The sequence below is a fragment of the Legionella lytica genome, assembly GCF_044626755.1.
GTDB classification, from domain to species: domain Bacteria; phylum Pseudomonadota; class Gammaproteobacteria; order Legionellales; family Legionellaceae; genus Legionella; species Legionella lytica_A.
In genome coordinates, this window is the sequence record NZ_JBGORX010000003.1 from 217,739 (window position 1) to 238,506 (window position 20,768).

The following is a 20,768-nucleotide window of genomic DNA, read 5'->3' on the forward strand; positions in this document are numbered from 1 at the left end:
GGATTATCTCATAAAAAAAGTGAGGATTAAAACGTGAACCTAACAAGCGTAGATATTTTGAGTTTTGTTGAGGGTTTCATTATAAGCATTGTATTTCGACTTTATTCATTGCAAAATGATTTTACCAATATCTAACCAAATTAAATAAATATGACCAAACTACTATCAAGATTTAGCGCTATTTTGAGTGTTTTTATGGGCGTTATGTTTTATCTCGGCCTTATAATCGCTGGGGGCAGTGCTTCGGCAAAAACGATGAAGCAAACCATTAATATTGGTATTTATGCGCCATTTTCTACTAAATCAGCTTATATCGGTCGAAACATCTTGGCTGCAATGGAAATTGCCCGTGAGCAAAGCAAATCTGCTGAAATTAATTATGAGTTTTATACTTTGGATGCGCAACCCAAGAACAAGCATATCGCGGAGACCTTACAGAAATTCATTGAGGCACGTCATATTAATGTGCTTTTGACAGAAGGTTCTGCATCTGGCACGGTTGTCGCCCCTTTAGCCGCAAAAAATAATGTCATTCATTTCTGCCTAGGCTGTGATGCGGTTGCTGATGGTAAAAATAATTTTCAGGCACAAAGCCCAAACCACCAACGTGGAGCAGCATTAGCAAGCACCATAAAGCCTGAGTTTGTAGCCCAGTTCAAAGAGGAGTATTTGAGCCAACCCGTTACTGAGGCGGGTTATGCTTATGATATTTTTCATTTATTAAATAGTAGCGCCCTGATCGCAATGAAAGCGAACACAGAGTTTTCTTGCGAGGCTATAGCAGCACGGTTATTAGCGCTTGGCTCGGGTACTGGTGTTATGGGAGCGTTTAATTTGAATAAAAATGGGGTTGCCTATACCAAGACTAACTCGCTAAAAGAGGTTGTTTAATGCGATTTTTTTTCCCTACTCTTTATGAGAATGCGCCTGCATGGCAATTAGTTTGGAGAGTAGGAGCATTTTTTTAATTCTCCGGATAAAGGTAATGGATTAATCTTTATGATTCAGACGTTAAGAAAATGCAGGCTTATTTGCAAAGCCCGCTTTTGCGAGGTCAGTAGCAGGTGTATTTTTCTACAACGCAGATGATGAACTATCATTTTAACTAACCGAGCAGGTTTCCTGCTCGGTTATTCTTCTAAAACTCATGCACATAATCCCATCTATCCAAAGAGAGCTAAGGATTAATATCTATTACCACATCTCGTGATGTGCTCCCAACATTTCCTGCAACATCGGTTACACTCGCCGTAAAGGTAATAGTCCCGTCGGGCAGGGCCATTAAAACCGCTGAGGACAAGAAAATACTCCAGTTGCCACTAGCATCCACCGTTGCGAGGTAGTTCCCTGGACCCACCGTTAGGATAACAGTTTCTCCTGGAGTTGCAGTAGTTGTTCCCGTGACAGATACTCCTACTGCTGCCTCACTGGCGTTGATGACATCATCATCTGCAACCGTATTAATGACGATGTTGGGGGGAAGGGTAGCTACAGTCACATCTACCGATATAGTAGTAGTATTGCCTGCTGCATTGACCACCGTGGCAGTAAAGGGAACGCTACCCTGCGGCAGGGTAGATAAAACTATGGAACTTAAGGGAGCAGACCAGGACCCGTCAGCCTGTACAGTTGCTGGGTAGGTTATACCATCCACTGTTAAGGAAACCATATTTCCCGCATCAGTCGTTCCCGTTACCACTATTCCTGCTGCTGCCTCAGCGGCATTTATAATGTTATCCCCTGTAACTGGATCAATGGTGATGTTGGGAGGAGAGGTATCTACAGTCACATTGACTGAGGTGGTGGCAGCATTGCCTGCTGCATCGGTCACTGTGGCAGTAAAGAGAACACTACCCTGCGGCAGGGCCAATAAAACCGTGGAACTTAAGGGAACAGACCAGGACCCGTCAGTCTGTACAGTTGCTGGGTAGGTTATACCATCCACGGTTAAGGAAACTACATTTCCCGCATCAGCGGTAGTCGTTCCTGTTACCACTATTCCTGCTGCTGCCTCAGCGGCATTTATAATGTTATCCCCTGTAACGGGATCAATGGTGATGATGGGAGCAGTGGTATCTACAGTCACATCTACCGATATAGTAGAAGTATTGCCTGCTGCATTAACCACAGTGGCAGTAAAGGGAACACTACCCTGCGGCAGGGCCAATAAAACCGTGGAACTTAAGGGAACAGACCAGGACCCGTCAGCCTGTACAGTTGCTGGGTAGGTTATACCATCCACTGTTAAGGAAACCATATTTCCCGTACCAGTCATTCCCGTTACCACTATTCCTGCTGCTGCCTCAGCGGCATTTATAATGTTATCCCCTGCAACTGGATCAATGGTGATGATGGGAGCAGTGGTATCTACAGTCACATCTACCGATATAGTAGAAGTATTGCCTGCTACATTAACCACAGTGGCAGTAAAGGGAACACTACCCTGCGGCAGGGCCAATAAAACCGTGGAACTTAAGGGAACAGACCAGGACCCGTCAGCCTGTACAGTTGCTGGGTAGGTTATACCATCAACTGTTAAGGAAACTACATTTCCCGCATTAGTCGTTCCCGTTACCACGATTCCTGCTGCCGCCTCAGCGGCATTTATAGTGTTATCCCCAGCAACGGGATTAATGGTAATGGTGGGAGGAGTGGTATCTACAGTCACATTGACTGAAGTGGTGGCAGCATTGCCTGCTGCATCGGTCACTGTGGCAGTAAAGGGAATAATACCCTGAGGCAGGGTAGCTAAATCAGCTGCAGGTAAGGTAATAGACCAGGAGCCGTCAGCCTGTACAGTTGCTGAGTAGGTTGTACCACCCACGGTTAAGGTAACTGTATTTCCTGCCGGAATGCTCGTAGTTGTTCCCGTTACCACCACTCCTGCTGCTACATCAGCTGCATTAATGACATTATCCCCTGCAACTGGATTAATGGTGATGGTGGGAACAGAAATTGTCTCTACTGTCACATTGACTGAGGCGGTGGCAATATTGCCTGCTGCATTAGTCACACTGGCAGTAAAGGGAACAGTACCCTGCGGCAGTACAGCTAAATCGGCTGGACTTAGGGCAATAGACCAGGAGCCATCAGCAACTACGGTTCCGGAGTAAGTTATGCCATTCACTGTTAAGGAAACTACATTTCCTGCCTCAGTACCTGTAGTTATTCCCGTTACCACTATTCCTGCTGCTGCCTCAGCGGCATTTATAGTGTTATCCCCAGCAACGGGATTAATGGTAATGGTGGGGGTTTGAATGTTGGGTGCGGTTATTGTGGTCGGCAGACTTACAAGTCCAGACAGCGAAGCAGTTACGGCGATTAGTTGCCCATTCGTTTGGGCGGGATTAAGTGGTAATGAATAGTTACCATTCATGTCTGTAATTGTGGTGCCTAGCTGAAGACCATTTGACGTGGCAGTAATGGTAGTTCCTGGTTGTGCAGTGCCTGTGATTAGCGTACCCGTTGCGTTAATAGTTGCTGTAGGTGCTGAAGGCGGTGGCACATCGAGGTAGGTGTAGCCATACAACAAAGTGGATTTTTGGCCATCCCTGTTTTGAACGACAATGTCTACGGTTTTATTTTCATTTCCATTGAATGCAGGCATGGTAAAGGTGAGTGTACTTTGGTTTTGTTGTATATTTGCTATAAGTTGTCCTGCAACAAATACTAGTACTCCAGGTGCAAAATTGCTGCCTCGAATAGTAACCAGGTTACCACCTGAAAGTGGGCCACTTGCCGGAGTTATATTGAAGATTTGTGGTGCTAATAGTTTGTTGATCTCTTCCGAAATAACCAGAACTTGCTGCATTTTCACCGCGGGATCTTTAACCCATTGAGTAATGTTATGGAGGATACGATTTCCCTGTGAGTACTTTGTTTCATATTGATTTGAATGAGTTAACAGTGAGAACTGCAAGGTAATACTATTATTGTCCGGTGTTGCATTACGAGAGGTGATATGTTGTCCAATCAGAGAAACCTCTATAGGCATTTTTAAAAAAGTGGGCCGCCAATTGAGGCCGGCCTGATAGGTATTATAGATTTCTCTTGCAGTGGCTTCACCGCTTAATTTAAATTGCTCGGTGAGCAATTGATTTAAGCGAACACCCAGCCCTAATCCTTGTCGATTGTGATTGGGAGTATTGGAAAAAATGGTATTGTAACGAACAGTGTCATAGTAAATATTTGTGTTAATCAATGTTTTTGAAGATAATAAAAACTTCGTACCAATATCTGCACCAGAACTTGTAGCTCCTGCAAGGTTACGATAATTAATACAATTCAATCCTGCTTCAAAACCGTTACAATTCATCCCGTCAGAAATATAAGCAACCCCAGCAAATCGCTTGTTATTTGCTTGGGCATAATACCCACCTAAATTTAAGTCGTGTAAAAAAGGGTTATTTAAAACATTTTCCAGGCGTACACCATAAGCGTCCTGATGAACACGGTAATTCGTTTTTTCAAATTCAAATTGAAAGGGTAATTTTTGTTCTAATCGTTCAGCGCTAAATTTTATTTGCGCAAAAGAGGATAGTTCATAACCTAATGTTCCGTTAAAACGATATTGCGACGCGCCATATTCACCCAGTACCCCAAAGGCAAAAGAGTCTCCTAAGGAATGCACATATTGAGCATTGACAAAGGTTCCCGTTAAATCGCTATAGGTTACTCCCCAATTCAAAGGGCTTATGAGATTGAAACTGTTATTAGTGAAATTTAATTTATCAAGAGGGACTGATTCTTGAGCATTTGAAAATGCGGGCATAAATTTATTGACCGAGGTGTCCGAGTTTTTTTGCAACGAGCGATTACCGGTATTGATATTGGGAGCTGCTATGGCTATCGATGAGAGTTGTGAAAAGATAACGAGGTAAGAAATATATTTTTTAAATTTTGACATCCCTGTTTTTTTATAAAGCATATAATAATCATCGTGAAAAAAGCATGGGAAATTTTATTTTCTTTCATTGGAGTGTGTCAATCATTTATTAGGATAGGGCAATTTATTGCGCCCCTTAAGCCTCCGCAATAGCAGGATTGTTTGGGCGTGGGAGGCTAGGAGGATTAGTGCACTAAGGATTTCTTCAAGGTAACTATACGCTGATAGGCCTCATCAATCCGTTTTTGTTTAATTTCACCGGAGCGTACCTTGGCTTCAATAATCTGAATTACTTGCGCGGGATCTTGTTTGGCGGCCAAGGTATTACCAAAAATAAGGATATCTGCACCCGCATTGATTGCCAACACTAGGGCCTGCTCTAAGCCATAATGATCGCTAATTGCCTTCATTTGCAGGTCATCAGTAATAATAACACCATCAAAATGCATTCGATGGCGTAAAAGGTCAGTTAACATTTTGTGGGATAAAGTAGCTGGAAGCCCTGAACTATCAAGCTGACGGTTTACTATATGGGCGCTCATGATTACGCCACAAGAATACTTTTGCCCTAATAAGTAGCGGTAGGGTTCTAATTCAGACATTCTCCAGGTCTCAGTGACATCTACAAAGCCTATATGGGAGTCTGTTGTGGAGCTGCCATGCCCTGGGAAATGTTTATAAACGCATTGGAGCTTTTTATTTAAAAAATTTTGTGAATAAATTTCCGCATTTTGAATAACCCTATTGGGATCGCTAGAAAAGCTGCGGTCTTTTTTGGCAATGACGGGATTATTGGGATTGATATTGACGTCAAGTAAGGGCGAAAAATCTAAATTAAAACCTGACTCGGCCAAAGTTTGAGCCATAAGCTCGGAGTTTGCCTCAGCCGCTTGGGGACCTTGTTTACCGACTTCGCTGGGAGTCAGAGTTGCAGGAAATCCATATTGTTCACTGAGGCGCGTAACCTTTCCGCCTTCATAATCCACCGAAATGAGGAGTGGTAATGCAAGACGGTGGTATTTTAAATTAGCTTGTTGGGTAAAATATTGTAAATCATGATTTAATTGTTTTACTTGCGCGGGAGATTCAATGTTTTTATCAAAGGTTTGTGTTTGCGCATTGTAGTCAAATAGAATGACGCCGCCAATATTATCTTTGGCAATTATTTTTACTATTTCTGACTGAGCATTAATATGTTTCCCATCAAATCCAATAAGTAGCATTTGACCAATTTTATCGTGCAAGCTGATGGGAGCTGCTGTTGCTACGATGCTGGTTATGATACTCGCCAAGAATATAAAAATTGACTTCAAGATACCCATATGTTCCTTTAGTTCGTCTATTGCGTTAATAATTTACCATTTTGTTCTATTTTTATCAAGTCGTGGCTGGATTTAAATAATCGTTTATAAGCGAAGGACTGAACGTGGGAGTAGGGTGGGTAAGGTGAGCTGGGCATTTTCAGCCCAGCTGATGTGTTATTGCTTATTTATTAGCAGCTAAAGCCATACCTTCTAATACAGTGAGTGCTGTATAAAGTTGATAGTCATTATGCAAGAGATCATCAAGCTGAGCCTGAGGACTTTTTGCAGCTTTTTCTGCCTTGGTTTTATTAAGTATGTGACCATTTAAATCTGCTTCACTAAATCCAGTCGCATCTTTATTTTTAGTTGCAGTATTTTTAGGAATTTCCAACTCATTAACCACGATATCAGGCACAATTCCTTTCGCTTGAATTGAAGCACCTGATGGTGTGTAGTAAAGAGCAGTAGTTAACTTAATTCCTGTTTTACTATCAAGTGGTAATACCGTTTGTACTGAACCTTTACCAAAGCTGGTAGTACCAAGTACCACTGCACGTTTGTTGTCTTTTAGCGCTCCCGCGACAATTTCTGCAGCAGAAGCTGAGCCATTGTTAATTAACACTACCATTGGGGCATGATTTAAGACATCAATTCCCTTAGATAGTGCGGTAAAGTCGGTACCGGGTAAACGGCCTTTAGTAGACACAATTGTTTCGGGTTTACCGGTTTTATCTTTACCAAGGAAGGAATCAGACACTTGAATTGCCGCATCAAGTAACCCTCCTGGGTTGTTTCTTAAGTCCAGGATAAGACCTTTTAAGTTGCCGCCTGATTGTTGTTTTAAACGCTCAATGGCTTGTAACATATCTCTTCCCGTTAAGGCTTGGAATTGAGTTAAACGGATGTAGCCATAGCCCGGAGTTAATACTTTGCTTTGTACGCTTTTGATTTGAATGACTTCACGTACCAAATCAAAGGTCAGGGCTTTATTTACGCCTTTACGTAGCACGGTTAGCTGAATAGTGCTGCCGGATTTACCCCGCATCAGGTTAACCGCATCCTTTAGAGAGAGGCCTTGAACCGATTCTTTCCCTAATTTAATGATGTAATCCCCTGATTTGATTCCCGCTTTAAAGGCAGGGGTATCAACTAAAGGAGTTACCACTTTAACCACCCCATCTTCCATGGTCACTTCCAGACCTAATCCACCAAATTCACCACTAGTTGATGTTTGTAGTTCTTTAAACTCTTCTTCATCTAAATAACTTGAATGAGGGTCTAAACCACTGAGCATCCCGCGGATGGCATTATCAAATAATTCCTTGTCGTCTGTGGGTTTCACATAATATTTTTTAATTTCACCTATTGCATTGGAAAAGCGTTGTACGTCTTCCAATGGTACCCCTTTAGATTCAGAACTATCTTGGGGTTCATCAGCTGTAAAGGCCGTCAGAGGTAACATCAATGTGAACGCATAGACTACAGCAAGCGTGCAAGGATATAATTTTCTTATCAACATAGCGATCTCCTCGGATGCAGGCCAACAAAATAAGCCGTCTTCTTTTTTTATTCTTAATATTTTTAATGCAATTTAAGTGCCAGAGGTGTAGGCGATTACTTTAAGCCCTCTTTATTCTTATTTGTTAAAGTAATCAACAATCTGCCTTTTAACCTAGGACAACCAAGCTAGAGGAGGGATTGCTTTTCCCCTTAGTCTTATTTCGAAGTATAGACCGTTTTCTTTAATTGCGCCGCTATGACCTACAGTAGCAATTTGTTCATTTTGTTTGACCGGTTCTCCCTTCTTTTTAAATAACGATTCATTATGGGCATATAAGGTCATAAATCCTTGGCCATGATCAATAATTATGAGTAAACCATAGCCTTTTAACCAATTGCTAAAAACAACTTTGCCTGGATAAACGGCAGTAACCACTGAGCCTTCATCGGCAAAAAATGTCACTCCCTGGTTCATCTTACGTAAGGCCTGCTTTTTAGCATGTATGGGAGACGGCAATTTTTTGCGCATTTGATTAAAGGGCATGCTAGGTTGCGGAACACTTTGGACCGCAAGTGTTTTTAACAGATTGGCTAAATTATTTTTATTCTTTTGTGCCTCTTGCAATTTATTTTGTTTGCTTTGAATTTCATTATTTAATGAACTGATTAAAGAGGTATGATAATTTTTATTTTTTTCCAGTTGCTGCTGGTTTGTGGTCAGTTCCTGTTTCAGCTTTTGGGTGGCAGCTAACTCATTATGAAGTACTTCTTTACTTTGAGTTAATTCTTTTAGGGTGGCATCGACTTGAACAATAAGCTGTTGTCGTGACTTAATGATGTATTGGTAATAGGTTAAAATGCGGCTTACCTTGTAGGGGTCGTCCTGACTAAGCAACCACTTTAAGGGCTGATATTCCCCCATTTGATAGCGAGCCCGAATATGATTGGCTAACAATTGTTGCTGTGCAGATAGTTGTTGGTCCAGTTGATTAACCTGTTTTTGTAAGGTAATTATTTTTGCGGCTTTATTATCTAAAGTTTTTTGGATGATTCTTAACTCTTGCACACTTTTGCTGATTTGTTTTGCAGTGACGGCTAATTCACGGTTTAACACGCCGCGCTTGTCATGGGCGTTTGTTAATGTTTGCTGCAAACTATTAATTTGCACATCGATTTGTTTGAGTTGGCTCTGGGTTTGTTGCAGGTTGGAGGGGGCTGCATGCACGCTCAAACAAAGCAGCATGCCTAACGACATGCTAACCCGGTTATTGCTTAGCTTCTTTGTACATTTAATCATGAGTCTTTTTCTAATAATTGATGGCCAGACATTTCTGCAGGAGGCGTAATTCCCAATAGTGCCAGAATGGTGGGCGCTATATCCGTTAAACTTCCTTCAGTGCGGCTAAAGTGCCAATCGCCGCCAACATAAACTAAGGGGACGGGCTCAGTCGTATGAGCAGTATGGGCTTGGTGTGTGGACTCATCAAACATTTCTTCCGCATTACCGTGATCGGCGGTAATAAGTAGTTGCCCGCCTTGTGCTTCCAGTGCTTGCCATACTCGATGCATGCATTGATCTAAACATTCAATCGCCCTAATGGTTGCCGGGAAATCACCTGAATGTCCTACCATATCGGCATTTGCATAGTTACAAATAATGACATCATAGGTTTGGTTATTAATTGCCTCTACCAAACGGTCAGTTAATTGAGGTGCGCTCATTTCTGGTTGAAGGTTGTAGGTCGCCACTTTAGGTGAAGGAATTAAGATCCGTTCTTCATTATCAAAGACTTGCTCCTTACCTCCATTAAAGAAAAAGGTGACATGCGCATATTTTTCGGTTTCTGCAATGCGTAATTGGTTCAGCCCATGAGCAGCAATCACTTCCCCTAAGGTATTATTTAAAGGGATAGGGGGAAAGGCGGAGGTAGTCGCTAAATTTTTATCGTACTGAGTCATACTGACAAAATGCGATAAACGCGGGCATGCCTGGCGGTTAAATTGCGTAAATGCGCTATCAATAAATGCGCCAGTTAATTGTCTTGCCCGGTCAGCACGGAAATTAAAAAATAAAATCGCATCTCCATCACTAACGATTGCCTCTGAACCAATTTGGGTTGGGGGAATAAATTCATCGGAGAGTTTTTGTTGGTAATAAGTGTTAATGGCCGTTTCTGCATCGGGGAATTGGTGTTGGCTGTGCCCCAAGGTTAATAAGTCATAGACTGGAGCAATACGTTCCCAACGATTATCACGGTCCATCGCATAATAGCGGCCACTAATGGAGCAAATACGGGCAACCGGATATTTGTGTAATTCAGTATTTAAGCGTTTAATACTTTGTAGTGCACTTTGCGGTGGAGTATCACGCCCATCCAGAAAAAGATGCAAACAAACTGAGTGAAAATTATGCTCGGCGCAGAGTGCAAGTAAAGCAAATAAATGCTGCTCATGGCTATGAACCCCCCCGGGTGAGAATAGACCCATAATATGGAGCGACTTGCCGGTTTGCTTTAGTTCCTGGAGCATATTAAGAAATACTGGATTTTTAGCAAATTCAGCCTGAGTAATGCTTTGATTAATACGAGTAAAATCTTGTTGAATCACACGGCCGGAGCCAATGTGCATATGTCCTACTTCTGAGTTGCCCATTTGCTCATCAGGTAGGCCAACAGGCAAGCCTGAAGCATTTAAAAGAATATGAGGGCGTGTTTGCCACCATTCGTCCCATTGAGGGGTGTGGGCTTGAGCAATAGCATTGTGTTTATTATTCTTATTATAACCCCAGCCATCTAAAATCATCAGCAGCAGGGGAGCTTTCTTATGCATGCAACGCTCCATACGTTAAATAGAAGCCGATTATACTATTATCTTTTGTACGGTCACAATCTGAAGTTAGGGGGCTTGTTTCTATTGAATTTACTTGATTTATCGCAACACATCGTGGAATAACTCTTAAAATTTGATGTTAAAAAGGTTAGACTATGCACATTTTGTAAGGTTGGAAGAGTCGTTTTGGAACAAAAAATTCCTCAACACATTGCCATCGTGATGGATGGGAATGGACGTTGGGCTGAAAATCAAGGTTTGCCACGCATCGAGGGTCATAAGGCGGGAGTTGACTCCGTACGCAAAATGATTCGCGCATGCATGGAAAAAAAAGTTGCCTGTTTAAGTTTATTTGCATTTAGCTCTGAGAACTGGGCGCGCCCCATGGAAGAGGTTTCTTTTTTAATGGAGCTATTTATAGAGTCTTTACGGCGAGAACTTAGCGAGTTGAATCAGAATGGTGTGCGCATGTGTTTTACCGGAGACCGTAGTTTATTGTCTCCCTCACTGCAACAACAAATGCGCGAGGCGGAATCTGTGACTGCAGATAATGCGCAATTAACGCTGAATATTGTGGTTAACTACGGTGGCAAATGGGATTTGGTTACCGCAGCGAAAAAAGCGGCACAAGCAATTGCTCAAGGTGAGTTGAGCCTTGATGAACTTGATGAGGCTCGTTTTGCCAGTTATTTGGATATGGTGAATTTACCGGATCCTGATTTATTCATTCGCACTAGTGGCGAATTACGCATCAGTAATTTCTTTCTTTGGCAGCTTGCCTATACCGAGCTTTATTTTACAGATGTACATTGGCCGGATTTTGGTGAGGAAGAACTAGAAAAAGCTTTAGCTTCATTTAGCAAAAGAAAAAGGCGTTTCGGCCAAATTACTAATTGAACTAATGCATGCAGCCTGTCGGTCAACCGTTAATGACCCGGAGCTAAGAGCATGCATTAAATTACTTATAGAGGGCAGTCTTATGTTTTTACAACGATTAATTACCTCCTTAATTTTAGTGCCCTTGGTTTTATTTATTATCTTCTATGGCCCACCTTGGCTATTGGCAAGTATTGTCATCTTGATTTTTTTAGCTGCAGGCAGAGAGGCTTTTCAGTTAATTCCCTTACAAAATTTAGGCATGCAAATCGGCTTTCTTGCTGTAATGCTCTTGGCATTATGGGTATGTGGTCAGCTATTTTCTTTTTGGCTTGGATTAGGGTTAGTTCTCTGGGTTTTTAATATTGCCGCGATTGTTACTTTTCCTAAGTCTCAGGAATACTGGGGCTATCCTGCCGTGGTTGCTGCTGCTTGTATCGTGCTTCTACCTTTATTTGTTCAAAGCCTGGTTCATTTATACCATTTGCCAAAGGGAAAGGCGCTGTTTGTGTATTTACTGTTCTTGATTTGGGCTTCTGATATTGGCGCTTATTTGAGTGGGAAATTGATGGGTAAAAATAAGCTGATTCCTCAAGTTAGCCCAGGAAAATCCTGGGAGGGCGTGCTAGGTGGTTTAATTTTGTCTATGATTATAGCAGGGGTTGGCAGTATGTATTTTCATCCCGTTGCTATGGGGTACTGGTTATTTTTAGCTTTTTGCACGGTAATTATTTCAATTTTCGGCGATTTGTTTATCAGTATTCTCAAGCGGCGCTGTCATTTAAAGGATACCGGAACGCTGATTCCTGGCCACGGTGGTATTTTAGATCGCCTGGATAGTTTAATTGCTGCTCTCCCTGTCTTTTACTTTGGCTTAACGGTGGGGTAGCGTCATGCTTTTAACGTTGCTGTATTTTTTATTGGCCTTATTGTTATTGGTTACTATCCATGAATATGGTCATTTTCAAGTTGCGCGGTGGTGTGGAGTAAAGGTACTGCGCTTTTCTTTTGGTTTTGGCAAGATTTTGGCAAGCTGGACAGATAAAAAGGGAACGGAGTATGCCTGGTCTCTTTTTCCTTTTGGCGGGTATGTCAAAATGTTGGATGAGTCTGAAGGCGAGGTGCCAGAAAACGAGCGCCATTTAGCCTTTAATAATCAATCGGTTTGGAAGCGTATTGCTATTGTGCTTGCTGGCCCGATGTTTAACTTCATTTTTGCTTTTTTTGCCTTGTGGTTGGTTTTGGTTATTGGCATGCCCTCTCTGGCGCCTATGATTGACGGGGTACGTCCAGGCAGTATTGCTGCAGAGGCGGGGCTTAAGGCAAAAGAGGAGATCATTTCCTTAAATGATGCCAAGATAAATAGTTGGCGGGATTTTCAATACGCCCTGATGCCAATGGTGGGTTCTAATGAAACGGTGCACCTTGTTGTCAAATCTTTAGAAAATGGGCAACAGAGCCAAATTTCCTTACCTTTAGCCAATTGGGTTCTGGATGATAAAAAGCCTGATCCGCTAAAAAGTTTAGGAATAGAACCTTTTATTCCATCGATTCCTCCGATTGTTGGTGAAGTGATTCCAGACTCTCCTGCAGATAAGGCGGGATTGAAAACCGGCGATAAGGTTTTGACCGTGGATGGTAAACCCTTTAATGATTGGTTATTTTTAGTTGAATACGTGCAGGCACGTCCGGATGAGCAAATAGCCTTACAAATTAATCGCAACGGCACAATACAAAACCTTAGCGTGCATGTGGGTAGCCATGATAATAAAGGAAAAGTTGAAGGCTTCTTGGGTGTGCGTTCGCAAAAGGTTAAATGGCCAGAGCGCTGGTTACGTATGGAGCGCGAACAACCGCTTGCCGCATTAAATATCGCCTTAAAACAAACAGCTCAGTTAACTGGCACCACCTTTATTTTAATGGGACGTTTAGTTACTGGTAAATTAGGCTTAAATAGCATCAGTGGTCCTGTGGGAATCGCTCAAGGGGCAGGAGATTCCGGACGAGGTGGTTTAGCTACGTATCTATTTTTCTTAGCTTTGGTAAGCATTAGCTTAGGCGCTTTAAATTTATTACCCATCCCTATGCTTGATGGAGGGCATTTGCTGTATTATGTTCTCGAAGTTATCCGAGGTAAGCCCGTATCCGATAGCTTAAAGTCAGCTGGGGCCTATGTAGGCTTGTTATTGTTGGCGGCGTTGATGTTTATCGCGTTAACGAATGATTTATCAAGATTGACGGGTTAGCGGCAAATAGAAGCTTGACAGTAGTTTCTACTTCCGATAAAAAGTGCTTCAAAATTTAATGTATCTGGATATTTTTTATATCCAGAATCACATGCCTGCTTCGCATCGCCATAAATTGCCATTTTAGTCTTTGCTAAAAAGCGCATTTAGTGGTTAGCGAGGTAAAAAACTGGACGTAAAATAATAATGAAAAAGATCAGTAGTAAGTTTTTAGTAGGGGTTTGTTGTTCAACGCTTTTGGCTTGGTCTACACAAACAATGGCAGATGAAGGGTTTGTTGTTCGCAGTATTAAGGTTACTGGTTTGCAACGGGTTTCTACTGGAACCGTATTAAACTATATTCCTGTGCAAGTGGGGGAAGAAGTTAACTCCAGTTCAACCGGTGAAATTATTCGCGCTCTTTACGACACTGGTTTTTTTCAATCTGTATCTCTAGAACGTCAAGGTAATACTCTCGTTGTTAATGTGATTGAACGTGCAACGATTGGGGCCATTAATATTACGGGAAATAAAGAAATCCCTGCCGAAAAGATGAAAGAATTTCTTAAGGAAATGGGATTAGTAAAAGGCCGTGTGTTTCAATCCTCGACCTTAGAACGTTTAGAAAAAGAATTAAAGAAAGCTTATACCGCCAGAGGAAAATATAATTCGCGTATTGAAACTCGGGTAACGCAACTGACTGAGAATCGTGTGGGGATTAATATTACGGTTTCCGAAGGACGCGTATCGCGAATTAAGAAAATTAAAATCATCGGTAACCATGATTTTAAAGACAGTGAATTATTACCTGAGCTGTCATTATCTACCTCGAATTTATTTACTTATTTTACGAAAAAAGACCAATACTCGAAAGCTAATATGGACGCTTCATTAGAGGCGCTACGCTCTTATTATTTGGATCGTGGGTATTTGAAGTTTAATATTGTTTCTTCCCAGGTTTTATTATCGCCAGATAGAAAAGATGTATTTATTAACATTCATGTTGATGAAGGCCCTCAATACCGCTTTGCTGGCTATAAAGTAGTCGGAAAGACGGTAGTGCCCAAAGAAAAAATTGACTCCTTGATTCAAGTGCGTAAGGGGGCGGTGTTTTCTCGTAAGAAGGTAACCGAATCAATTTCTGCAATTGGTTTGGCTTTGGGGGATGTGGGCTATGGTTTCCCAGCGATTAATGCTGAACCACAATTAGATGAAAAAGATAAAAGCGTATTTATTACCTTCGTAGTTGAACCAGGACGTCATGTTTATGTACGTCGCATTAAGTTTCATGGCAACACGAAAACCAGTGATTACGTCCTACGCAGTGTGATTCGCCAGGATGAAGGTGGGTTGCTGTCATTACATAATATTAAAGAATCTGAGCGCCAATTGCGCTTGTTGGGTTATTTGAAAAATGTGGATGTGAAAACAACTCCTGTTCCTGGAGCGAATAACCAAGTGGACATGGACGTGCAAGTGGAAGAGGCTCCCTCGGCAGAAGCCAGTGCCTCGATTGGTTATGGTACCAACGGTTATCAAGTTAATGCGTCAATTAACCAGCATAACTTTATGGGTACTGGTCGTTCAATGGGGGCTGCATTCACTTCCAGTAAATGGGGGCAAGATTACAATGTTAGCTACTACAATCCATTTTTCACTGATACCGGGATTGGACGAGGCGTAAATCTTTATTTCGCCCGCGTTGACCCAAGAAATTTAAACGTGAGTACCTACAGTTCTAACCGCTTTGGTGGTGATGTGAATTATAACTTCCCCTTAGGTGAAGCAAGTAGTTTCCAATTAGGTTATGGTTATCAGGACGTAGAAATTAAAAGCGTAGGCTATGTTATTCCTATTCAGAATTTTGTAACAGAATACGGCCGTCATTTCCAGGAGATTCGTTTGTCTTCGGGTTGGGCGAGAAACAGCTATGATCAGTTCCCATACCCAACCCGTGGTATGAACCAACAGCTTACAGCAGTAGTGGCATTACCTGCGAGTTCGAACTCGTTATCTTATTATAAGGGTTCTTATCAAGCGCGCCTTTACCAGCCAATTATGCGTGGATGGATTTTCTCCCTGCAAGGCTTTGCGGGTTATGGAAACATGTTTAACAACAGAGGCTTACCATTCTTCGAGAACTATTATGCAGGGGGTACAGCGCAACCAGGACAGGTTCGTGGTTATGACAGTTTCTCGTTAGGTCCATTGGATAATATCCATAACTCTATGGGAGGTAACTTCTTGGCGAGCGCAAGTGCTGGTCTTATTTTACCTTATCCTTTAAGTCGTGATAACGTCAGAACCACCATCTTTGCCGATGCGGGTAACGTCTTTGCATACAATACTGCACCAATATTCACGGGTTATGATGCCGGTCCAATTCGTTATTCAGCGGGGGTATCGGTAGAGTGGCGCTCTCCATTTGGTCCATTAGCATTTAGCGTAGCGAAAGCATTGAATCCGCAACGTTTCGACCAACAACAGTTGTTCCAGTTTGCATTGTCTTCTGGATTCTAATCCCATACAGAGGTAGGCGGGGCTTAACAGTCCCCGCTTGCCTATCCTGAAAAATATTTTCAATCTCATCTTGGGTACATATCGCAACCCATTTCGAATTGTGCTAGCATCTTGGTCTTTAATTTAGGAGAGAGCTTATGAAGCGGTTTGGTGGCGTTTTAGCCTTTGTTTTGAGCGTATTCTGTGCTAGTGCATTCGCTGATGCAGCAAAGATTGGCGTGGTTGATTTACAAAAAATCATGCAGACTTCCAGTCAAATGAAAGATGTCCAACAAAAGTTGGAAAAAGAATTCAAACCACGTCGTGACAAGTTAGTTGCTATGGAAGCTAGCTTGAAAGCTGATATGGAAAAATTTAAGCGTGATAACGCAATAATGGGCGCAACTCAGAAGAAAGATCTGGAAAGAAAAATTATTACTGCGCAACAACAATTCGAGCGTGATGGTCAACAATACCAACAAGAATTAAGCACTGCAAACAATGAAGCGATGGAAGGTCTATATACTAAAGTTCGTGCAGCAATTTCTAAGGTTGCTAAAGACGGAAAATATGACCTAATCGTACAAAAAGATGCAGCGCCTTTCAGTTCTGATACTCTTGATGTAACTGATAAAGTTGTTAAAGCAATTAACTAATTCGGCGCGATAAAGTTGCTAACTTTAGCCCAATTAGCTAAGTATTTAGATGGCGTGTGGCACGGTGATGCCAATCACGCCATTTTTTCTTTGGCTTCACTGAGCCGAGCAGGGACTCAGGATTTGGCCTATTATGACAATCCTCTATTTGCTCAAGCCTTAAGTAATACGGCAGCAGGTGCCGTATTACTTAAGGCAGAGCATCATCCCGCCTATTCCGGCAATGCCATTATTGTGAACAACCCCTTACAGGCGATGATCAAAGCCACACAATATTTATCGCAACAACCATCACGGACAGCAGAAATTGCGGCAAGCGCAGAAATTCATCCTAGCGCCCAATTAGGACAAGATGTTAGCGTAGGACCCTATTGCGTTATTGGTGCAGGTGTACAGCTTGCTGAGGGCGTGGTTATCGGTGCACATAGCGTGATTGAAGCGGATGTGCGCATTGGTAAAAACAGCCTGATTGCCAATAATACGGTGCTCCATACAGGGACTCAAATGGGCGCGCAGGTAGTTATTAACTCTGGAGCAATCGTGGGAGCCTCGCCCTTTAACTATGTAAAACAACATGGTTCCTGGGTGCAAGACCCGGTTGTTGGAGGCGTGATTCTGGCAGATAAAGTACATCTGGGGGCGAATACGGTAATTGATCGTGGCACCCTGGGAGATACTTATTTAGATGAGGGAGTCTGTGTTGATAACTTGGTACAGATTGCTCATGATGTTGTGATTGGTAAAAATACCGTGATTGCTGGATGTGCGGCAATTGGTGCTTATGCGCAAATAGAGGCTGATTGCATTATTGGTGGGGCGAGCAGCATTGCGGCTTATGTGCATTTGGCTGCGGATGTGGTGATTACCGGCATGTCAACGGTAAGCAAATCTATTGCTAAGCCAGGTATTTATTCCTCGGGTACTCTAGTACATGAACATAAGCGCTGGCGACGTAATGCAGCACGATTTCGTCGCTTGGATGATTATATCAATAGATTGGGCGCTCTTGAAAAGAAATTGAGCACTTAATTGGCCATCATTTAGCGCAAAATAGTAGAAATATAAACCAACTCTAATATTAATAATTGCTTTGGACTGATTAAAGCAGGATAATGACGGCTCTTTTAAGAAGCCCAAAAGGTGTAATTGGACGTAATGTTCAGTCATACCCAAACCTGATACTAAGACAGGAAATAATAATGAGTGAATCTATATTGGATATCAAACAAATTTTTAATTTGTTGCCTCACCGTTACCCAATGATGTTGGTTGATAGGGTATTAGATTACAAAGTTTTTGATTATTTGACTGCGATAAAAAACGTTACGGTTAATGAGAACTTTTTTACGGGTCATTTCCCCGAAAATCCAGTAATGCCAGGTGTGTTAATGCTCGAAGCATTAGCGCAAGCGAGTGGAATTTTAGCTGCGGTATCCCATACTCATGAGGAAAATGTATTGCATTTTTTTGCAGGTATTGATAATGCAAAATTTAAACATGTAGTGACTCCGGGAGATCAGTTGCGCTTGGAAGTAAAATTCTTAGGAAGGAAAAAAGCGTTTTGGCGTATGCATGGCGAAGCTTATGTAGGCGATAAACTGGCCTGTTCTGCGGATTTATTAAGTGCAGCAAAGGAAATTCAAAAGTGATAGATGAAAGAGCAATAATTCACCCATCTGCTAAACTAGCGAAAGGTGTAACAGTAAGCCCTGGCGCAGTAATTGGTGCAGATGTTGAAATCGGTGAGAATACCTGGATAGGTCCTTATGCAGTGCTTAAAGGTCCAACGACCATTGGTAAAAATAATAAAATTTTTCAATTCGCCTCCTTAGGTGATGAACCACAAGACGTTACTTATAAAGGTGAAGCTACACGCTTGGAAATCGGTGATAATAATATCATTCGCGAATATTGTATGATCAACCGTGGTACCGTCAAAGGCGGTGGGGTGACACGTATTGGTAATGATAACTTCTTAATGGCTTATACCCATGTTGGCCATGATTGTATGTTAGGCAATAACATCATTCTTATTAGTTATGGCGCGTTATCAGGACATGTAACAATTGATGATTATGCCATTATTGGTGGTTATGCTGCAGTACATCAGTTTTGCCATGTAGGTGCTTATTCCTTTATTGCTCGAGCTACTTATGTGTCTAAAGATGTGCTTCCCTATATTATGGTTGCCGGATATGCTCCTTCAGTCTATGGCATTAATACAGTAGGCTTGCGTCGACGCGGGTTTTCTTCCGAAGCAATTAATTCGCTACGTCGTGCTTATAAAGTAATTTTTCGCAAAGGGCTCACCGTACAGCAATCGATTGCGGAGCTGGAGCTGATGCAGAACGAATGCCCAGAAGTAATTCCTATGATCGATTTATTAAATCGCTCAACACGTGGTATTGTACGATAAGCTAAAGACTACCCGCTTCGTTGCTGAGTGGGCGGATATATCAAACCGGATTTGATACAAACCAGTGTAAAAGTCAGCCTTATAATTGCCTGGATGCCGCAGCTTGTCCGCGGCATCACGGAGTGTGGCTGACTCTTAACAAAATCATAAGTTAGAGTGACAGCCTATGTTAGACATTCAATTATTACGAGATGACCCTCAATTCGTTGCTTCCCAGTTGTTAAAGCGTGGTTTTCAATTTGATATCAGCTCCTTTACAGCTTTGGATGAACAGCGTAAAGAACTGCAAGTCGCCACTCAAGCCTTGCAAAATGAACGAAACACGCGTTCCAAAGCGATTGGGATTGCCAAAGCTCGTGGTGAAGATATTGAGCCCATGCGCGAAGAGGTTAACCGCATTGGTGCGGAGCTAGAGCAGAAAAAGCAAGAGCTCGATGATTTATTACAACAAATCGAAGCAATCGCTTTGCGTTTGCCGAATATCCCCCACGAATCAGTACCCGTTGGTGCCGATGAGCACGAAAATGTAGAAGTGAGACGCTGGGGAACTGTTCCCAGCTTTGATTTCACCGTGAAGTCACATGATGAGCTTGGTGAAGCTTTAGGACAAATGGATTTTGCAATGGCTGCTAAATTAACTGGCAGTCGTTTTGTCGTCATGCGTAATCAATTAGCCCGACTACACCGTGCCTTAATCCAATTCATGTTGGATGTGCATACACAGCATCATGGCTATCAGGAAATTTATGTTCCTTATATTGTCAATGCAGACAGTTTATTAGGTACCGGGCAATTACCAAAGTTTGAAGAGGATTTGTTTAAGTTAACTGGTGATCAAGGTTATTATCTAATCCCAACCGCGGAAATCCCGGTAACTAATACAGTTCGTGACACGCTACTTACTGAGGATATGTTGCCGATGCAATACGCATGCCATACCCCTTGTTTTCGTAGTGAAGCGGGATCTTATGGTAAAGATACTAAAGGGATGATACGCCAGCATCAATTTGAAAAAGTTGAGTTGGTTTGGATAACAAAACCGGAAGAATCTTATCTTGCTTTGGAAAAGCTAGTTAATCATGCAGAAACAATTTTACAACGTCTGGAATTACCGTATCGGGTTGTTACCTTATGTTCCGGTGATATGGGGCCGAGTGCTGCAAAAACTTATGACATCGAAGTATGGTTACCAAGTCAGGATACCTACCGTGAAATCTCTTCTTGTTCGAATATGGAAGCATTCCAGGCACGTCGGATGAAAGCGCGTTATAGACGTAACGAAGAACGTAACATAGAACCAGTCCATACCTTAAATGGTTCTGGTCTTGCTGTCGGTCGAACCCTAGTCGCCTTAATGGAAAACTATCAGGACAAAGAAGGTAACATTCATATCCCTATGGCTTTACGACCTTATTTAGGTGGTATGGAATGCATTCACATGGCATAGAAAATTGCCCCCGGATTAGGCTGTGCTAATACGGGCTTCAGTACGGAAGCCCGTATTAAAAGCCGCGTAATTGATTAATTATTGCCAAGGTTTTCTTTTTTTTCTACAATTAAACTCTATAATTAAAAAAA

15 protein-coding genes are annotated in these 20,768 nt (G+C 42.1%); 10 read left to right on the top strand and 5 right to left on the bottom strand.

Annotated elements, in window-relative coordinates; translation table 11 throughout:
* The first annotated feature begins 195 nt into the window (after positions 1 to 195).
* On the top strand, positions 196 to 891 hold the full coding sequence (locus ACD661_RS10710; protein ID WP_400187847.1) for an ABC transporter substrate-binding protein: 696 nt from the start codon (positions 196 to 198) through the stop codon (positions 889 to 891).
* 286 nt (positions 892 to 1,177) lie between these two features.
* Here ACD661_RS10710 and ACD661_RS10715 read toward each other — a convergent pair whose 3' ends face one another.
* The 5 genes from ACD661_RS10715 to gpmI all read right to left on the bottom strand — a co-directional run bounded on the left by ACD661_RS10715 (position 1,178) and on the right by gpmI (position 10,518).
* Positions 1,178 to 4,927 carry an Ig-like domain-containing protein gene (locus ACD661_RS10715; RefSeq protein ID WP_400187848.1) on the bottom strand — a complete coding sequence of 1,250 codons (3,750 nt, stop codon included), beginning with the start codon at positions 4,925 to 4,927 and terminating at the stop codon, positions 1,178 to 1,180.
* A 143-nt stretch (positions 4,928 to 5,070) separates the two neighbouring features.
* A complete protein-coding gene (locus ACD661_RS10720; RefSeq protein WP_400187849.1) occupies positions 5,071 to 6,207 on the bottom strand; it encodes a glycoside hydrolase family 3 protein in 1,137 nt (378 codons plus the stop codon).
* Positions 6,208 to 6,370: 163 nt separating this feature from the next.
* Positions 6,371 to 7,708, bottom strand: coding sequence for a S41 family peptidase (locus ACD661_RS10725; protein ID WP_400187850.1), 1,338 nt, complete (start codon positions 7,706 to 7,708; stop codon positions 6,371 to 6,373).
* 153 nt (positions 7,709 to 7,861) lie between these two features.
* Positions 7,862 to 8,986, bottom strand: coding sequence for a murein hydrolase activator EnvC family protein (locus ACD661_RS10730; protein ID WP_400187851.1), 1,125 nt, complete (start codon positions 8,984 to 8,986; stop codon positions 7,862 to 7,864).
* Positions 8,983 to 10,518 carry a 2,3-bisphosphoglycerate-independent phosphoglycerate mutase gene (gene gpmI / locus ACD661_RS10735; protein WP_400187852.1) on the bottom strand — a complete coding sequence of 512 codons (1,536 nt, stop codon included), beginning with the start codon at positions 10,516 to 10,518 and terminating at the stop codon, positions 8,983 to 8,985. Before gpmI ends, ACD661_RS10730 begins: the two co-directional genes overlap by 4 nt.
* Positions 10,519 to 10,704: 186 nt before the next feature.
* Here gpmI and uppS point away from each other — a divergent pair, with 186 nt between their 5' ends.
* The 9 genes from uppS to serS all read left to right on the top strand — a co-directional run bounded on the left by uppS (position 10,705) and on the right by serS (position 20,637).
* On the top strand, positions 10,705 to 11,415 hold the full coding sequence (uppS, locus tag ACD661_RS10740; RefSeq protein ID WP_400187853.1) for a polyprenyl diphosphate synthase: 711 nt from the start codon (positions 10,705 to 10,707) through the stop codon (positions 11,413 to 11,415).
* 82 nt (positions 11,416 to 11,497) lie between these two features.
* Entirely contained in the window at positions 11,498 to 12,283 is a 786-nt protein-coding gene (locus tag ACD661_RS10745) for a phosphatidate cytidylyltransferase (RefSeq protein WP_400187854.1), read from the top strand.
* A gap of 4 nt (positions 12,284 to 12,287) precedes the next feature.
* Positions 12,288 to 13,640 carry an RIP metalloprotease RseP gene (gene rseP, locus ACD661_RS10750; protein WP_400187855.1) on the top strand — a complete coding sequence of 451 codons (1,353 nt, stop codon included), beginning with the start codon at positions 12,288 to 12,290 and terminating at the stop codon, positions 13,638 to 13,640.
* 186 nt (positions 13,641 to 13,826) lie between these two features.
* Entirely contained in the window at positions 13,827 to 16,139 is a 2,313-nt protein-coding gene (gene bamA / locus ACD661_RS10755) for an outer membrane protein assembly factor BamA (protein WP_400187856.1), read from the top strand.
* A gap of 137 nt (positions 16,140 to 16,276) precedes the next feature.
* Positions 16,277 to 16,774, top strand: coding sequence for an OmpH/Skp family outer membrane protein (locus ACD661_RS10760; protein WP_400187857.1), 498 nt, complete (start codon positions 16,277 to 16,279; stop codon positions 16,772 to 16,774).
* A gap of 15 nt (positions 16,775 to 16,789) precedes the next feature.
* Complete coding sequence (gene lpxD, locus ACD661_RS10765) at positions 16,790 to 17,803, top strand: UDP-3-O-(3-hydroxymyristoyl)glucosamine N-acyltransferase (RefSeq protein WP_400187858.1); 1,014 nt, start codon at positions 16,790 to 16,792, stop codon at positions 17,801 to 17,803.
* A gap of 170 nt (positions 17,804 to 17,973) precedes the next feature.
* The gene (gene fabZ, locus ACD661_RS10770) at positions 17,974 to 18,423 is read left to right on the top strand and encodes a 3-hydroxyacyl-ACP dehydratase FabZ (RefSeq protein WP_400187859.1); all 450 of its coding nucleotides are present in this window, start codon (positions 17,974 to 17,976) and stop codon (positions 18,421 to 18,423) included.
* Positions 18,420 to 19,190 carry an acyl-ACP--UDP-N-acetylglucosamine O-acyltransferase gene (gene lpxA, locus ACD661_RS10775; protein WP_400187860.1) on the top strand — a complete coding sequence of 257 codons (771 nt, stop codon included), beginning with the start codon at positions 18,420 to 18,422 and terminating at the stop codon, positions 19,188 to 19,190. Before fabZ ends, lpxA begins: the two co-directional genes overlap by 4 nt.
* Positions 19,191 to 19,356: 166 nt before the next feature.
* Positions 19,357 to 20,637 (top strand): serine--tRNA ligase, encoded by a 1,281-nt coding sequence (serS, locus tag ACD661_RS10780; RefSeq protein WP_400187861.1) that lies wholly within the window; start codon positions 19,357 to 19,359, stop codon positions 20,635 to 20,637.
* The last annotated feature ends 131 nt before the right edge of the window (positions 20,638 to 20,768 follow it).

What these genes read in the sequence shown, in the direction of transcription:
- ACD661_RS10710 (WP_400187847.1), top strand. Translation starts at nt 196, where the DNA reads ATGGGCGTTATGTTTTATCTCGGCCTTATAATCGCTGGGGGCAGTGCT.
- ACD661_RS10715 (WP_400187848.1), bottom strand. Translation starts at nt 4,927, where the DNA reads ATGCTTTATAAAAAAACAGGGATGTCAAAATTTAAAAAATATATTTCT.
- ACD661_RS10720 (WP_400187849.1), bottom strand. Translation starts at nt 6,207, where the DNA reads ATGGGTATCTTGAAGTCAATTTTTATATTCTTGGCGAGTATCATAACC.
- ACD661_RS10725 (WP_400187850.1), bottom strand. Translation starts at nt 7,708, where the DNA reads ATGTTGATAAGAAAATTATATCCTTGCACGCTTGCTGTAGTCTATGCG.
- ACD661_RS10730 (WP_400187851.1), bottom strand. Translation starts at nt 8,986, where the DNA reads ATGATTAAATGTACAAAGAAGCTAAGCAATAACCGGGTTAGCATGTCG.
- gpmI (WP_400187852.1), bottom strand. Translation starts at nt 10,518, where the DNA reads ATGCATAAGAAAGCTCCCCTGCTGCTGATGATTTTAGATGGCTGGGGT.
- ACD661_RS10745 (WP_400187854.1), top strand. Translation starts at nt 11,498, where the DNA reads ATGTTTTTACAACGATTAATTACCTCCTTAATTTTAGTGCCCTTGGTT.
- rseP (WP_400187855.1), top strand. Translation starts at nt 12,288, where the DNA reads ATGCTTTTAACGTTGCTGTATTTTTTATTGGCCTTATTGTTATTGGTT.
- bamA (WP_400187856.1), top strand. Translation starts at nt 13,827, where the DNA reads ATGAAAAAGATCAGTAGTAAGTTTTTAGTAGGGGTTTGTTGTTCAACG.
- ACD661_RS10760 (WP_400187857.1), top strand. Translation starts at nt 16,277, where the DNA reads ATGAAGCGGTTTGGTGGCGTTTTAGCCTTTGTTTTGAGCGTATTCTGT.
- fabZ (WP_400187859.1), top strand. Translation starts at nt 17,974, where the DNA reads ATGAGTGAATCTATATTGGATATCAAACAAATTTTTAATTTGTTGCCT.
- serS (WP_400187861.1), top strand. Translation starts at nt 19,357, where the DNA reads ATGTTAGACATTCAATTATTACGAGATGACCCTCAATTCGTTGCTTCC.